General features: G+C 62.1%; 12 protein-coding genes. 11 read left to right on the top strand and 1 reads right to left on the bottom strand.

Annotated features, from left to right (window positions below; all coding sequences use genetic code 11):
• Positions 1-57: 57 nt before the first annotated feature.
• The 10 genes from RE418_RS01510 to ppnP all read left to right on the top strand — a co-directional run bounded on the left by RE418_RS01510 (position 58) and on the right by ppnP (position 12,326).
• Entirely contained in the window at positions 58-2,757 is a 2,700-nt protein-coding gene (locus tag RE418_RS01510) for a TonB-dependent receptor (protein WP_025301725.1), read from the top strand.
• Between the two features lie 78 nt (positions 2,758-2,835).
• Positions 2,836-3,402 carry a heme acquisition protein HasA gene (locus RE418_RS01505; RefSeq protein WP_025301726.1) on the top strand — a complete coding sequence of 189 codons (567 nt, stop codon included), beginning with the start codon at positions 2,836-2,838 and terminating at the stop codon, positions 3,400-3,402.
• A 72-nt stretch (positions 3,403-3,474) separates the two neighbouring features.
• On the top strand, positions 3,475-5,253 hold the full coding sequence (locus RE418_RS01500; RefSeq protein ID WP_089180590.1) for a type I secretion system permease/ATPase: 1,779 nt from the start codon (positions 3,475-3,477) through the stop codon (positions 5,251-5,253).
• The gene (locus RE418_RS01495; RefSeq protein ID WP_089180591.1) at positions 5,250-6,581 is read left to right on the top strand and encodes an HlyD family type I secretion periplasmic adaptor subunit; all 1,332 of its coding nucleotides are present in this window, start codon (positions 5,250-5,252) and stop codon (positions 6,579-6,581) included. The genes RE418_RS01500 and RE418_RS01495 overlap by 4 nt, the downstream gene beginning before the upstream one ends.
• 2 nt (positions 6,582-6,583) lie before the next feature.
• Complete coding sequence (locus RE418_RS01490; RefSeq protein WP_043135609.1) at positions 6,584-7,375, top strand: energy transducer TonB; 792 nt, start codon at positions 6,584-6,586, stop codon at positions 7,373-7,375.
• A 253-nt stretch (positions 7,376-7,628) separates the two neighbouring features.
• Positions 7,629-8,402 (top strand): IclR family transcriptional regulator, encoded by a 774-nt coding sequence (locus RE418_RS01485; RefSeq protein WP_025301730.1) that lies wholly within the window; start codon positions 7,629-7,631, stop codon positions 8,400-8,402.
• A gap of 219 nt (positions 8,403-8,621) precedes the next feature.
• Positions 8,622-10,178, top strand: coding sequence for an OPT/YSL family transporter (locus RE418_RS01480; protein WP_049209291.1), 1,557 nt, complete (start codon positions 8,622-8,624; stop codon positions 10,176-10,178).
• Positions 10,179-10,212: 34 nt separating this feature from the next.
• Positions 10,213-11,142 (top strand): DUF1177 domain-containing protein, encoded by a 930-nt coding sequence (locus tag RE418_RS01475; RefSeq protein WP_025301732.1) that lies wholly within the window; start codon positions 10,213-10,215, stop codon positions 11,140-11,142.
• 4 nt (positions 11,143-11,146) lie between these two features.
• Entirely contained in the window at positions 11,147-11,824 is a 678-nt protein-coding gene (locus RE418_RS01470) for an AroM family protein (RefSeq protein WP_049206213.1), read from the top strand.
• Between the two features lie 211 nt (positions 11,825-12,035).
• Positions 12,036-12,326 carry a pyrimidine/purine nucleoside phosphorylase gene (gene ppnP / locus RE418_RS01465; RefSeq protein WP_004940463.1) on the top strand — a complete coding sequence of 97 codons (291 nt, stop codon included), beginning with the start codon at positions 12,036-12,038 and terminating at the stop codon, positions 12,324-12,326.
• A gap of 65 nt (positions 12,327-12,391) precedes the next feature.
• Here ppnP and rdgC read toward each other — a convergent pair whose 3' ends face one another.
• Positions 12,392-13,303 carry a recombination-associated protein RdgC gene (gene rdgC, locus RE418_RS01460; protein ID WP_004940461.1) on the bottom strand — a complete coding sequence of 304 codons (912 nt, stop codon included), beginning with the start codon at positions 13,301-13,303 and terminating at the stop codon, positions 12,392-12,394.
• A gap of 216 nt (positions 13,304-13,519) precedes the next feature.
• On the opposite strand from rdgC, the gene mak reads away from it, so the two are divergent.
• The gene (gene mak, locus RE418_RS01455; protein WP_025301734.1) at positions 13,520-14,434 is read left to right on the top strand and encodes a fructokinase; all 915 of its coding nucleotides are present in this window, start codon (positions 13,520-13,522) and stop codon (positions 14,432-14,434) included.
• Positions 14,435-14,531 lie beyond the last annotated feature (97 nt).

Below are 14,531 nucleotides of genomic sequence, written 5' to 3'. Positions count from 1 at the left end.
CGAGATTGATTTCCATTATCACTTAGTTTGGCATTCTTTCGGGTGGAACACACACGCATGCTTATTCACAAGGGAACCACGCCGGCCGGCCGATTGGCCACGGCGGTACGCGCCGCGCTGGCGGCGATGATGTTGACTCAGCCGGCGGTGGCGCTTGCCGTCCAGGCTGAGGCGAACGGCGCGCAGGCCGCACAGCAAAAGAATTTCAACATTGCGGCGCAGCCGCTGCAGAGCGCCATGTTGCGCTTCGCCGAGCAGGCCGGCATGCAGGTGTTTTTTGACGAGGTGAAACTCGACGGCATGCAGGCGGCGGCGCTGAACGGCAGCATGAGCGTTGAACAGGGCCTGCGGCGCTTGATCGGCGGCAATCCGGTGGCTTTCCGCCTGCAGCCGCAGGGGCAAATCGTATTGAGCCGGCTGCCGACGGCGAACGGCGACGGTGGCGCGCTGGCGTTGGATAGCCTGACGGTGCTGGGTGCCAGCGGCATCAATGCCAACGATTGGGTTTACGACGAACCGCGCTCGGTCAGCGTCATCAGCCGCGAACAGATGGACAACCGCCCGGCGCGACACGCGGCCGATATTCTGGAGCAGACTACGGGAGCCTATTCCAGCGTCAGCCAGCAAGATCCTGCGCTGTCGGTCAACATCCGCGGCATACAAGACTATGGCCGGGTGAACATGAATATCGACGGCATGCGGCAGAATTTTCAAAAGAGCGGCCATGGCCAGCGTAATGGCACCATGTACATCGATTCCGAACTGCTGTCCGGCGTGACTATCGACAAGGGCACCACCGGCGGCATGGGCAGCGCCGGCACGCTCGGCGGCATTGCCACCTTCAATACCGTCAGCGCGAGCGATTTCCTGGCGCCGGGCAAAGAGCTGGGCGGCAAGCTGCACGCCAGCACCGGCGATAACGGCACCCACTTCATCGGCAGCGGCGTACTGGCATTGGGCAACGAAACCGGCGATATCCTGCTGGCCGCCAGCGAACGCCACCTCGGCGACTATTGGCCCGGCAACAAGGGCGATATCGGTAACATTCGCATCAATAACGACACCGGCAATTACGATCGCTACGCCGAGAGCATCAAGAACAACAAAATCCCCGACACAAATTACCGTATGCACTCGCGGCTGGCCAAGGTGGGCTGGAATCTGCCCGCCAACCAACGCCTGCAGCTGAGCTATCTGCAGACCCAGACCGCGTCGCCGATCGCCGGCACGTTGACCAACCTGGGCACCCGCCCGCCCTATGAACTGGGCTGGAAGCGCACCGGTTACAGCGACGTGATGGCGCGCAACGCGGCGTTTGATTACAGCCTGGCGCCGGAAGACGTCGACTGGCTCGATTTTCAGGCCAAGCTGTATTACGTCGATACTCAGGATGACAGCGACACCTACAGCACCAGCTCGCTGCTGGACAACGGCTACGCGACGCGTACCCGCCTGCGTACCTACGGCGCGCAGGCGCAAAATACCTCGCGCTTCAGCCTGGCGCCGGGGCATGACTTCCGCGCCAACTACGGGCTGGAGTTTTATTACGACAAGGCAACCAGCGACTCTTCCCGCCAAGGCATGGAAGGGGTGACGCCGGCCGGCAACCGTTCGGTCGCCAGCCTGTTCGCCAACTTGACCTACGACTACGACGGCTGGCTGACGTTGGAGGGGGGGCTGCGTTACGACCGCTATCGCCTGCGCGGCCAGACCGGCCTGAGCTATCCGGATTTGGCCAAGGATGGGCAACGCTACACGATTGACAATCCTTGCAAAGCGTTGCGTCTGACCGGCTGTTCAACCACCACCCGCGAAGATTGGGACGTGGATCGCGATCAGGGCAAGCTGTCGCCAACGCTGGCGGTGGCGGTACGCCCCGGCGTGGAGTGGCTTGAGCTGTATACCACCTACGGCAAATCCTGGCGGCCGCCGGCGATCACCGAAACGCTGACCAACGGCAGCGCGCACAGTTCATCCACGCAATACCCCAACCCGTTCCTGCAGCCCGAGCGCTCGCGCGCCTGGGAAGTCGGGTTCAACGTGCAGCAGCCGGATCTGTGGTTTGAGGGCGATCGGTTGGTGGCGAAGGTGGCCTACTTCGATACCAAAGTGGATAACTACATCAACCTGGCGATAGACCGCAATAAACCGGGGCTGGTGCAGCCGAGCATCGGCAATGCTGCTTACGTCAACAACCTGTCGAAAACCCGCTTCCGCGGGCTGGAGTACCAGCTCAACTATGACGCCGGGGTGTTCTACGCCGACCTGACCTATACCCACATGATCGGCAAAAACGAGTTCTGCTCGAACAAGGCCTGGTTGGGAGGGCGTCTGCGCTACGGCGACGGATCGCGCCGCGGCAACTTCTATGTTGAGCCGGATGCCGCTTCCAATGACTTCGTCACGTGTGACGGGGGGACGCAGTTCGGCTCCGCCGCCTACCTGCCAGGCGATCGCGGTTCGGTGACGCTGGGCGGCCGCGCCTTCGATCGCAAGCTGGACGCCGGGGTGACCGTGCGCTTTGCGCCGGGCTATCAGGACAGTTCGGTGCCGTCCAATTACCCGTACCTGGCCGACTGGCCGAAGTACACCCTGTTCGATCTGTACGCCAGCTACAAGCTGACCGACAGCCTGACGCTGCGCGGCTCGGTGGAGAACCTGACTAACCGCGCCTACGTCGTTAGCTACGGCGAGACGCTGGCCAATACCCTCGGGCGCGGCCGCACCGTGCAGGGCGGGGTGGAATACCGTTTTTAAGCAGTAAAAGGGCGTTGCTCATCCTTGAGCACAAGGGCAGCCTCGCAAGGGGCGCCGTTCATCAATGGAGATAGAGAAATGGCATTTTCAGTTAACTATGACAGCAGCTTTGGCGGTTACAGCATTCATGACTATCTGGGCCAATGGGCTTCGACATTTGGTGATATCAACCATACCAACGGTAACGTCACCGACTCCAACAGCGGTGGCTTCTACGGCGGCCGGTTGTCTGGTAGCCAATATGCCGTGACCAGTACGGACAACCATGTCACGTCGGTCGTGGCGGGTGGCAACCTGACCTACACGCTGTTCAATGAACCGGCGCATACCCTGTACGGCCAGCTGGATTCCCTGTCGTTCGGCGACGGTTTGAGCGGTGGCGATACATCGCCGTACAGCATTCAGGTGCCTGACGTCAGCTTCGGCGGCCTGAACCTCAGCAGCCTGCAGGCGCAGGGCCACGATGGCGTGGTGCACCAGGTGGTGTACGGTCTGATGTCCGGCGATACCGGCGCGCTGGAAACCGCGCTGAACGGCATCCTCGACGACTACGGCCTGAGCGTCAATTCCACCTTCGATCAGGTGGCGGCGGCGACGGCGGTGGGCGTGCAGCACGCCGACAGCCCGGAACTGCTGGCGGCCTGATTGCGGCTGTTTGCCCGCCGGCGCCGTGCGCCCCGGCGGGCATTTTCTCGTTTTTAGCCGATGGAAAACGCCATGAAAAACGCCGTCAGGCGCGGAGAAGTGATGAGCGTGCTGGCCGCATACCGGCGCGGATTTTGGGGCATCGCGCTGTTTACCGCGGTGATCAACCTGTTGATGCTGGCACCGGCGCTGTACATGCTGCAGGTCTACGATCGCGTGTTGCCGTCGGGCAACCGCATGACGCTGGCGATGCTGACCCTGATGGTGGTCGGTCTTTACCTGTTTATGGGGCTGCTGGAGTGGGTGCGCAGCCAGGTGGTGATCCGCCTCGGCGCCCAGATGGATATGCGCCTCAATCAGCGAGTCTACGACGCCGCCTTCGAAACCAATCTGAAAACCGGCAACCCGCTGGCAGGGCAGGCGCTGAACGATCTGACTAACCTGCGCCAGTTCGCCACCGGCAATGCGCTGTTCGCCTTTTTCGATGCCCCCTGGTTCCCGGTTTATCTGCTGGTGGTGTTTCTGCTCCACCCCTGGCTTGGCGCGTTGGCCAGCGCCGGAGTGATCGTGCTGGTGCTGCTGGCCTGGCTCAATCAGCGGGTGTCGCAGGCGCCTCTGGCGGAGGCCGGCCGGGTCGCGCTGAGCGCCACACAGCAGGCCAACGGCAATCTGCGCAACGCCGAAGCCATCGCCGCCATGGGGATGCTGACCGACTTGCGCCTGCGTTGGCTGCGGCAGCATCAGCAGTTCCTGCTGTTGCAGAACCGCGCCAGCGAGAAAATCGCCGCCGTCACCGCCTGGTCGAAAACCGTGCGGCTGGCATTGCAGTCGCTGATGTTGGGCTGCGGCGCGCTGCTGGCGGTGAACGGCGACATTACGCCGGGCATGATGATCGCCGGATCGATCCTGATCGGCAGGGTGCTGGGGCCGATCGATCAGCTGATCGGCGCCTGGAAACAGTGGTCGTCGGCGCGCCAGTCCCTGCAACGGCTGGAGGTGATGTTGGCCGCTAATCCGCCGCGGGCGGCGAGCCTGCCGCTGCCGGCGCCCAACGGGACATTGACCGTGAATCAGCTGGCCGCCAGCGCGCCCGGCGGGAGCGCACCGGTATTGCACGGCGTCAGTTTTCGTCTGGAGGCCGGCGAGGTGCTGGGCGTCATTGGCGCATCCGGCTCCGGCAAAACGTTGCTGATGCGCCAACTGGTCGGCGCGCTGACGCCGCTCAGCGGCGACGTGCGGCTGGACGGCGCGGATATCCGGCAGTGGGATAAACAGCAGCTGGGGCCGCATATCGGCTATTTGCCGCAGGATATCCAGCTGTTCGCCGGTACCCTAACGGAAAACATCGCCCGCTTTGGCCAGGTTGACGCCGAGAAGGTGGTGGCCGCCGCCGCGCTGGCCGGCGTGCACCAATTGATCCTGCATTTGCCCAAAGGGTATGAAACCGAGCTGGGCGAGGGCGGCAGCGGCCTGTCCGGCGGCCAGCGTCAGCGGGTGGCGCTGGCGCGCGCGCTGTATGACTCTCCGGCGTTGGTGGTGTTGGACGAACCGAATGCCAACCTCGATCGTGAAGGGGAAGAGGCGCTGCAGCGGGCGATCGAAGCGCTGAAGACGCGCGGCACCACCATCGTGTTGGTGACCCACAAACCGGCGATCCTGGCGACCACCGACAAATTGCTGGTGCTGGCCGCCGGCCAGGTGCAGCACTTCGGCCCCAGCGACGCCATCCTGAAGAAACTGCCTGGTTTTGCGCCTGCAGCCGTACCGGCCAACGTCGGCCGCAGCAGCGGCGGCTTCAACGTCAACTACGCCAACTTTGCCAAAACGGCCAGCGGTGAACGAAAAGTATGAGCAATCAGAGTGTGATCCCCGGCGATATCGACGCCCTTTCCCGACAGTTCGACGAAGGGCGCCATCTGCGGCTCGGCGGCTGGCTGGTGCTGTTGGGGTTTGGCGGCTTCCTGCTGTGGGGGCTGTTGGCGCCGCTGGACAAAGGCGTGCCGATTTCCGGCAGCGTGGTGGTGGCCGGCAACCGTAAGGCGGTGCAGCACCCGAGCGGCGGCGTAGTGTCGCAAATTCAAGTGCATGAAGGCGACCGGGTTCGCGCCGGGCAGGTGCTGTTGCTGATGGATACCGTCGACAGCCGCACCCAGCGCGATGCGCTGCGCAGCCAGCAGTTGAGCAACGCCGCGCAGCGGGCGCGGCTGCAGGCCGAACGCGACGGCCTGCAGGCGATCGCTTTCCCGGCATTGCTGCAGGCGCGGCGGGAGGAGCCAGAGGTGATGTCGTTGATGCTGCTGCAGCAGCAGCTGTTCACCAGCCGCCGAGCGGCGCTGCAGAGTGAGCTGGCGGCGATCGCGGAGAGCATTGCCGGATCGCAGGCGATGCTGGAAGGGATCCGTCAGTCTTACGCCAGCAAGCAACGGCAAAAGGCCATGTTGCAGGAGCAGCTGAGCGGTATGCGCAAGCTGGCTGGGCAGGGGTATGTGGCGCGCAATCGGCTGCTGGATCTGGAAGGGCAGTATGCGCAGATTGATGGCCAGGCGTCCGAGGACACCGGCAATATCGGCCGCCTGGGCCGCCAAATACTGGAGCTGAAGCTGCGGGCGATCCAGCGGCGGGAAGAGTATCAGAAAGAGGTCAGTAGCCAGCTGGCCGAGGTGCGGATGAAGCTGGACGAACTGGATAACCGCCTGGCCAAGGCGGAGGCCGATCTGGGTCATACGCAGGTGAAAGCGCCGGTGGCGGGCACCGTGGTGGGACTGAGCGTGTTCACCGAAGGTGGCGTGATCGGCGCCGGTCAGCAACTGATGGAGATCGTGCCCAGCGATCGGGGGCTGCAGGTGGAGGCGCGTATCCCGGTCGAACTGATCGACAAGGTGCAGGTAGGGCTGCCGGTCGAACTGTTGTTCTCGGCGTTCAACCAAAGCACCACGCCGCGCGTCGAGGGCGAGGTGACGCTGGTCGGGGCCGATCGCCTGACCGACGAGAAAAGCGGCGCGCCCTATTACAGCGTGCGCGTCAAGGTCAGCGAAGCGGGGCTGCAACGCCTGAACGGGTTGGAGATCCGCCCGGGGATGCCGGTCGAAGGCTTCATCCGCACCGGCGAGCGTTCGATGATGAACTACCTGTTCAAACCGCTGACCGATCGCCTTCATCTGGCGCTGACGGAAGAGTGAGCATGTCGGTTTCGCCGCTGCCTTTCGCCGCACCCGGTGCCGTCATGCCCTGGCGCCGTTGCCTGGTGCTGGTGCTGGCACTGCACCTGCTGGTTGTGGCGCTGTTCTGGCCCTGGCGGGACCAGGCCGCGCCGGCGTGGGTGCCGCCGCCGGCGGTCATGGTGGTGATGGCCGCCGCACCGCAGGCCCCGGCTGAGGTAAAACAACCGCCGGGGCAAATGACGCCGCCGCCTCAGGTTGAACCGCCGTCGCCGCCGGAACCCTTGCCGACGGTGAAGGTGCCTGAAGCCGTGCGGCCGAACATCGCCGTACCGCCGAAGCAGAAAAAACCGCCCAAGCCGGTGAAGACTCCCCCCCTGCCGCGCACACCGCCGCAGGAGAAAACGATCGCGCCGCCGAAGGTTCAGGAGCAAAGCGTCGGTGCGCCACCGCCGGGCCGGGCGGATAAAACGGCCGCGCCGCAAACTCGCCTGACGCCCTATGCTCAGGCGGGGGTGGACAACTGGCGCAGCCGCATCAGCGGCCGCCTGAATCGTTTTAAACGTTACCCCAAAGACGCATTGCGGCTAAAGCGCCAGGGCGTCGGGCAGGTGCGTTTCACGTTGGACAGGCAGGGCCATGTGCTGGCGGTGACGCTGGTCAGCAGCGCCGGGTTGCCGTCGCTGGATCGCGAAATCCAGGCGCTGGTCAAACGCGCTTCGCCGCTGCCCACGCCGCCGGCGGACGCCTACGTCAACGGCACGGTGGAATTGACGTTGCCGATCGATTTCAGTTTGCGCGGCGCGGGTTTCTGAGCCGCGGCAATATCTCCTCCTGAGAAAATCATTTTTCAGCAGCTTGTCCTGCTGTTCATTATTTTCAGAGCGTATCGTTATTTTATTCGACGCGGATAAGTCGGCGTTCTACGCAATATTTTCATTTGAAAAGCACGAATGCCTTTTATTTTACGGCTGACAAAAAATAAACAGCTTGACGCTGCGGAGTTCGGGTTTTAGTTTTTAATTATAAAACAGGAACTGAGTTCCATATAGTGGAACAAGGCGGATCATGACAACGCTGGAAAATGCCGCTGCGGTATTAAAACTCTTTTCTCAACAACGTGTGATGCATGGCCAACCGGGTATTGCATTCAGCGACGTGGTTGAGCAATTAGCGCTGCCGAAAAGCACGGTATCGCGCCTGCTGCAGACCATGGAAAATCAGGGCATGCTGGAGCGCGATCCCGATAGCCGGCGTTATCACATCGGCGCGCTGTTGCTGGCGGCATCCAGCCACTATCTGTCGATGCCGCTGGTGGACAACCTGGCGGCCAGTATGGCGCAGCTGTGCCGCCAGACGGCCTGTACCGGCTACCTTTCTATATTGGAAGGGCAGGAGATCATGGTGATGCGCATGTTTCCCGGCCGCCACTTTTTGCAGGTGGTCACCCCGGCGGGTTACCGTTCGCCAGCGGCGGAAACCTCGGTCGGCCGGGCGATACTGGCGCGTGAAAGCGACGAGCAGGTTCGGGCGCGTTACGCCGGCGGTTACCGGGCGACTTCGCCCAATGCGCCGCAAACGTTGGATGCGCTGTTGCAGACGTTGCAGCAGGTGAGGCGTCAGGGATGGTCGCTGGCGCGCAATGAAACCTTGAACAGCATCAGTTCGCTGGCGACCGCGCTGGTGAACAAGCACGGCAGCGAGACGGTGGGGTTGTGCCTGTCCTTCCCCTCGCAGGGCGAGGAGCAGCCGTTTGTACCGGAAGTCTTGGCCGAATTAACCGCAGTCAGCCGCCAACTGGCGGAAAAATATGGCGATGATTATTGGCAGCAGATCAAATAACGCGCCTGAGCTATCGTGTTGCATCATAATTAACGAGCGCCGACACCAGGGAACTCATTAATTATATTTCACCGTATTTTATTGGTAAGAAATAGACAGGCTGAATAAGAAAATAATCACGTTGTGACACCGGTAGTTCCAAATAATGGAACTGCCGCGGCGAGCTATCGTTTGGCGTTATTTCCGCCACGCAGTAGGAAATATTCAGGGAAACCAAGCATGAAATCAAATAATCCGCTAAAAGAGGCCGGCACGCTGTTGGTCATGGCGTTACTTTCGGTGGTGGGGGCGATCATCGGCGTTCAGCTGATCACCACGCTGGGCGTGACGCCCAACACCTCGATCATCGGTGCGCTGATTGCCATGCTGTTGGCACGCATTCCGCTGAAAATGTTCCAACGCTACCGCTCGGTGCACACTCAGAACCTGGCGCAGACGGTGATCTCCTCTGCCACCTTCGGCGCGGCCAATTGTCTGCTGATGCCGATTGCGGTGCCTTACGTGATGGGGCAACCGCAGCTTATTTTACCGATGTTCTGCGGCGTGGCGGCGGCGATGTTGCTTGACGCCTATCTGCTTTATCGCCTGTTCGATACCAAAGTGTTCCCCGCCGCCAATGCCTGGCCGCCCGGCGTCGCCGCCGCGGAAGCGATTAAAGCCGGCGATCGCGGCGGCAAGCAGGCCTGGCTTTTGGTGGTGGGCGTAGGGGTAGGTATCGCCGGATCAATGCTCAAGATCCCCATGGCGGCCTTCGGCACCGCCTTTATCGGCAATATCTGGGCGCTGAGCATGTTTGGCGTCGGGTTATTGTTGCGGGCTTACGCCGATCCGGTGGCCGGTTTCGATATCAATGCCCATTTTATTCCGCATGGCGTGATGGTCGGCGCCGGCCTGGTGGCGCTGATCCAGGTTGCGCAGGTGATCCGCAGCCGCCGCGCCGATAGCGCCGGTTATACCCAACCGGACAGTGCGGTAAGCAAAGCGCTCGGCCTGGGCGCGGTCGGCTACATCGCCATCGCCGCGTTTTTGGCTCTGATCGGCGGGCTGTTCAGCGAGATGTCGCTGCCGATGTTGGCGCTGTTCGTGATATACGCGGCGTTCGCCGCTTTCGTTCATGAGCTGATCGTCGGTATCGCCGCCATGCACTCCGGCTGGTTTCCTGCGTTCGCGGTGGCGTTGATCACCCTGATCGTCGGTATCCTGATCGGTTTCCCACCGCTGGCGTTGTGCATCCTGACCGGTTTTACCGCCGCCACCGGGCCGGCCTTCGCCGACATGGGCTTTGATTTGAAAGCCGGCTTCATCCTGCGTGGCTACGGCGAGGATCTGCGGCAGGAGCTGCTGGGGCGCCGCATTCAGCTGTTTGCGGCGCTGATTGCCTTCCTCATCGCCATTCCGGTGGTTTACCTCTCTTATCACAGCTATTTCCTGCAGGACCTGATCCCGCCGGTCGCGCGCGTTTACGCGAAGACCATCGAGGCCGGTGCGCAGCCGGGTATCGCCTGGAGCCTTTTAATCTGGGCGATCCCCGGCGCCGTGGTACAGCTGATCGGCGGCCCTAAGCGCCAGCTCGGCGTGTTGCTGGCAACCGGTCTGCTGATCAATAACGCCTTGGCCGGGTGGGCGGTGCTGGTGGGTATCGCGCTGCGCGTGGCGATCCTGCGCCGTTGGGGCGATCGTGGCCGCACACCGATGGAGATCATGGCGGCCGGGTTTATCGCCGGCGACGCGCTCTACAACTTCTTCAGCTCGATTTTTTCCAGCAAGGGCAAATAGCCCCTGCCGATGACATTGGTGAGGTAAAACGACCATGAGTTTGCAACAAACGCTGCAGGTTTTTGAATTGATTGATAGCGCATTCGTCAGCGGCCAGGACGTCGTCGATCTGTTTGCGCCTTACCCGGCGATCCGGGCCAGCACCTTGCGCGCCGACGGGCCGAAGGGCGGTACCGATTTCGTGCGCATCGAGATCCCCGGTAGCGCAGGCCAATTCGCTGGCGGTGCGGCGCCGACGCTGGGCATTATCGGCCGCCTGGGCGGCATCGGCGCGCGGCCGACGCGTATCGGGCTGGTGTCTGACGGCGACGGCGCGATCGCCGCCATTGCCGCCGCGCTGAAGCTGGCAGAGATGCAGCGTAAGGGCGACACGCTGCCGGGCGATGTGATCGTCACCACTCATATTTGCCCGAACGCGCCGACCCGGCCGCACGATCCGGTCGATTTTATGGATTCGCCGATCGATGACGTGACGATGAACGATAATGAAGTGGTGCCGGAGGCTGACGCCATCCTGTCGATCGATACCACCAAGGGCAATCGCATCATCAACCACAAAGGCTATGCGCTGTCGCCGACGGTGAAAGAGGGCTACATCCTGCGGGTGGCGGAAGATCTGCTGCGCATCATGGAGATGACCAGCGGCCGCCCGGCGGTGACCTTCCCGATCACCACGCAGGATATCACCCCTTATGGCAACGGTGTGCATCACCTCAACAGCATCCTGCAGCCCTCGACCGCTACTGCGGCGCCGGTGGTCGGCGTGGCGATTTGCAGCGAATCGGTGGTGCCGGGCTGCGGCACCGGCGCCAGCCACGAAACGGACATCGCGCTGGTGGTCAAATTCGCGGTGGAGGTCGCCAAAGAATTTGGCCGCGGCACTTGCCGGTTCTACGATGCTGCCGAATTCGGCCAGCTGCTGGCGCTGTACGGCAGTCTGAGCCACCTGCAAAAAAGGAGATAGACCCATGACGGCTTCATTCGCCACGCTGACCCTCGGTCAGGCGCCGCGCAGCGATATCATGCCGCTGCTGTCTGCTTATCTGCCGGCGGAGCGGGTGAGGCACGTCGGTTTGCTGGACGGCCTGGATGCCGGGCAGATCGCCGAGCGTTATGCGCCGCAACAGGGCGATAAGCTGCTGGTGTCGCGCCTGTTGGACGGCACGCAGGTGACGCTCTGTGCCGCTCGCGTTGAAAGCGGGTTGCAGCAGAAGATCCGCGAGTTGGAGGCGGCGGGGTGCCAGGTGATCCTGCTGCTGTGCACCGGCGAATTCGGCGAATTGCAGGCGGAACAGGCGCTGTTGCTGGAGCCGGATCGCATTATTCCGCCGTTGATCTCCGCGATCGTCGGCGCACACCGCGTCGGCATCGTGGTGCCGATGGCGGAACAGGTTGAGCAGCAGGCGCGTAAATGGCGGCAGCTGGCGACGCCGCCGAGCTATGCCGTCGCCAGCCCCTATCTGGCAGATGATGCCGCGCTGGAGCAGGCGGCTTGCGCACTGCTGCGGCAGGGGGCGGAGGTGGTGGTGCTAGACTGCATCGGTTATCACCAGCGTCACCGCGCCTTTTTGCAGGCGCGTCTGTCGGTGCCAGTGTTGTTGTCGAACGTACTGGTCGCCAAGCTGGCTGCAGAGTTAGTCGACTGATTCAAATAGCGAAAAGTTACCGCTCGACGCGCTCTCAGGCGCTTTGCGCCCGTGGATCTCCCCGGGGTTCAGCAGCCCTGACTGCCGGTGAGAAGCCCGGCAGCGTTTTACTCAGCGCCGCGATCGCATTTCGCGCGAAAAACCAGTGACAGATCAACCGCAATCCCCCAATATGGATTTTCCATCAAGATGATTACGCGGGTGCCAGTCTATGCTGAAAGTGAATGAGTATTTTGCCGGAAAAGTGAAGTCTATCGGTTTTGACAGTAGCAGCATCGGTCTTACCAGCGTGGGCGTGATGGAAGAGGGCGAATACACCTTCTCCACCGCGCAACCGGAAGAAATGACGGTGATCACCGGGGCGCTGAAAGTGCTGCTGCCAGGGGCGCCGGACTGGCAGGTGTTTACGCCGGGTGAGAAGTTCTTCGTGCCGGGGCACAGCGAGTTCAACCTGCAGGTGGCCGACGCGACCGCCTATCTGTGCCGCTATCTGAGCAAATAAACGTTGCTCGTTAGGGGAACGCAGGGCTCAGCGGATGCTGGGCCCTGGTCGTTTCTGCGGCGGGATTAACGCTGGGCTTCGCCGCCGAGCGCTTCGATGGTGTTTTTGATCAACGCCGCCAGCTCGCTGGTCATCAGGATAAAGTCGGCGTCAAAGCGCTGGGCGAAGTCGTCGCGATCGATGTCGTCGTTCTGCTCGCGCAGCGTGTCGGCGAACTTCAGGCGCTTGAGCGAGCCGTCGTCCGACAGCATCAGCTGAATGCGCTCCTGCCAATCCACCGCCAGCTTGGTCACCAGCTTGCCGGCTTCGATATGCACCGCGATTTCGTCACTGATCAGATTCTGTTTCTTGCAGCGGATCACGCCGCCTTCTTCCAGAATCGCTTTCAATTCCGCTTCATCCTGAATGGCGAAGCCGGCCGGCATCTCGCCGGAACGCACCCATTCGGTCAGCGTCAGTTCGATCGGGCTTTCCATCGTCAGCGGCACCACCGGCAGCGAGCCGAGGCTCTTGCGCAGCAGCGCCAGCGTATCTTCGGCGCGTTTGGCACTGGCGGCATCGACCATGATCAGATCGTTGACGGTGTCGATCCACATGAAGGTCTGGTTGAAGCGGCTGAACGCGCGCGGCAGCAGGCTGTGCAGCACTTCGTCCTTCAGCGCGTCTTTCTCGGTTTTCTTCAGTTTGCGGTGTTGTTCCGCCTCCAGGCGCTCAATCTTGGCCTGCAGCTCTTGCTTGATGACCGGCGACGGCAGGATTTTCTCTTCCTTGCGCGCGCAGATGACGATCTGGCCGTTGACCGCGTGCGTCAGCGCATCGCTGTGCGAGCCCATCGGGGAGACCCAGCCAGTCTTCGCCATGTCCTGGCTGCCGCACGGCGTGAAGGCGAACGCGCTGAGTTGTTTTTCCATTTCATCCGCGTTTAACGCCACTTCGCGGCTCAAACGGTAAACCATCAAATTCTTAAACCACAGCATAATGTTATCCCTGGCTGGGCGTGCGCTCGGCACGCTGATTCGTCAAAAGCAGGGCGGCATGATAACGAATTGACGCTGAAAAATCGCCCCATTCTCTCCGAATTGCGTTGCTTTACGCACCGAGAAAGGGCGGGGTGGAGGGTGGGAAACAGGTGATTCATCTGCGCGCTTACATTAGGCTGTGGCAACGCTACGTGGCATCGAGGAGAAAAATACGTGCGCATTGGCATCGACTTGGGTGGGACGAAAATTGAAGTGATTGCGTTGGCGGACGACGGGCGGGAGTTGTTTCGCCATCGCATCGCCACGCCGCGCCATGACTATGGGCAAACCCTGGCGGCGATCGCCGGGCTGGTGAAGCTGGCGGAAGATCATACCGGCGAATTGGGATCGGTCGGGATCGGCATTCCCGGCACGCTGTCGCCGTTTACCGGGCGGGTGAAGAACGCCAACTCGGTATGGCTCAACGGCCAACCGCTGGACAAGGATCTGTCGGCGCTGCTGGCGCGCGAGGTGCGTATCGCCAACGACGCCAACTGCCTGGCGGTGTCGGAAGCTACCGACGGCGCAGGCGCTGGCGCGAAAACGGTGTTCGCGGTCATTATCGGCACCGGCTGCGGCGCCGGCGTGGCGCTGAGCGGCCAGGCGCATTCTGGCGGCAATGGCATCGCCGGCGAGTGGGGCCACAACCCGCTGCCGTGGCAGGATGACGATGAGCTGCGTTACGCTCGCGACGTGCCGTGTTACTGCGGCAAGCCGGGCTGCATCGAAACCTTTATTTCCGGCACCGGTTTCGCTACCGACTATGCGCGCCTGAGCGGCAACGCGCTGCAAGGGCATGAGATCATGGCGCTGAGCGAGCGGGGCGATGCGCTGGCGGAGCAGGCGATCGTTCGCTACGAAATGCGGTTGGCGAAATCGCTGGCGCACGTGATCAACATGCTGGATCCGGACGTGGTGGTGCTCGGCGGCGGCATGAGCAACGTGGATCGCCTGTACCGCACGGTGCCGCAGCGGGTGAAAAGTTGGGTATTTGGCGGCGAGTGTGAAACGCCGATCCGCAAGGCGGTTCACGGCGACTCCAGCGGCGTACGCGGTGCGGCCTGGCTGTGGCCGCAACAGCAGCGCTAAACGTTGCAGCAAAGCGCGAGGCTGCTCGCGCTTTAAACCCTTCCCTGTACAAAAACTGGACGGCGTTTTATGATTTAGCTAACTTAGCTAAGGAGGA

It is taken from the genome of Serratia sp. szju (assembly GCF_044594185.1).
Classification (GTDB): Bacteria; Pseudomonadota; Gammaproteobacteria; order Enterobacterales; family Enterobacteriaceae; genus Serratia; species Serratia bockelmannii.
Note: the sequence above shows the minus strand (reverse complement) of the source record. Positions and strands in the feature narration are given on the sequence as shown.

Excerpts from the sequence above, each read along its gene's own strand:
- RE418_RS01510 (WP_025301725.1), top strand. The coding sequence starts at position 58 with ATGCTTATTCACAAGGGAACCACGCCGGCCGGCCGATTGGCCACGGCG.
- RE418_RS01505 (WP_025301726.1), top strand. The coding sequence starts at position 2,836 with ATGGCATTTTCAGTTAACTATGACAGCAGCTTTGGCGGTTACAGCATT.
- RE418_RS01500 (WP_089180590.1), top strand. The coding sequence starts at position 3,475 with ATGAAAAACGCCGTCAGGCGCGGAGAAGTGATGAGCGTGCTGGCCGCA.
- RE418_RS01495 (WP_089180591.1), top strand. The coding sequence starts at position 5,250 with ATGAGCAATCAGAGTGTGATCCCCGGCGATATCGACGCCCTTTCCCGA.
- RE418_RS01490 (WP_043135609.1), top strand. The coding sequence starts at position 6,584 with ATGTCGGTTTCGCCGCTGCCTTTCGCCGCACCCGGTGCCGTCATGCCC.
- RE418_RS01485 (WP_025301730.1), top strand. The coding sequence starts at position 7,629 with ATGACAACGCTGGAAAATGCCGCTGCGGTATTAAAACTCTTTTCTCAA.
- RE418_RS01480 (WP_049209291.1), top strand. The coding sequence starts at position 8,622 with ATGAAATCAAATAATCCGCTAAAAGAGGCCGGCACGCTGTTGGTCATG.
- RE418_RS01475 (WP_025301732.1), top strand. The coding sequence starts at position 10,213 with ATGAGTTTGCAACAAACGCTGCAGGTTTTTGAATTGATTGATAGCGCA.
- RE418_RS01470 (WP_049206213.1), top strand. The coding sequence starts at position 11,147 with ATGACGGCTTCATTCGCCACGCTGACCCTCGGTCAGGCGCCGCGCAGC.
- ppnP (WP_004940463.1), top strand. The coding sequence starts at position 12,036 with ATGCTGAAAGTGAATGAGTATTTTGCCGGAAAAGTGAAGTCTATCGGT.
- rdgC (WP_004940461.1), bottom strand. The coding sequence starts at position 13,303 with ATGCTGTGGTTTAAGAATTTGATGGTTTACCGTTTGAGCCGCGAAGTG.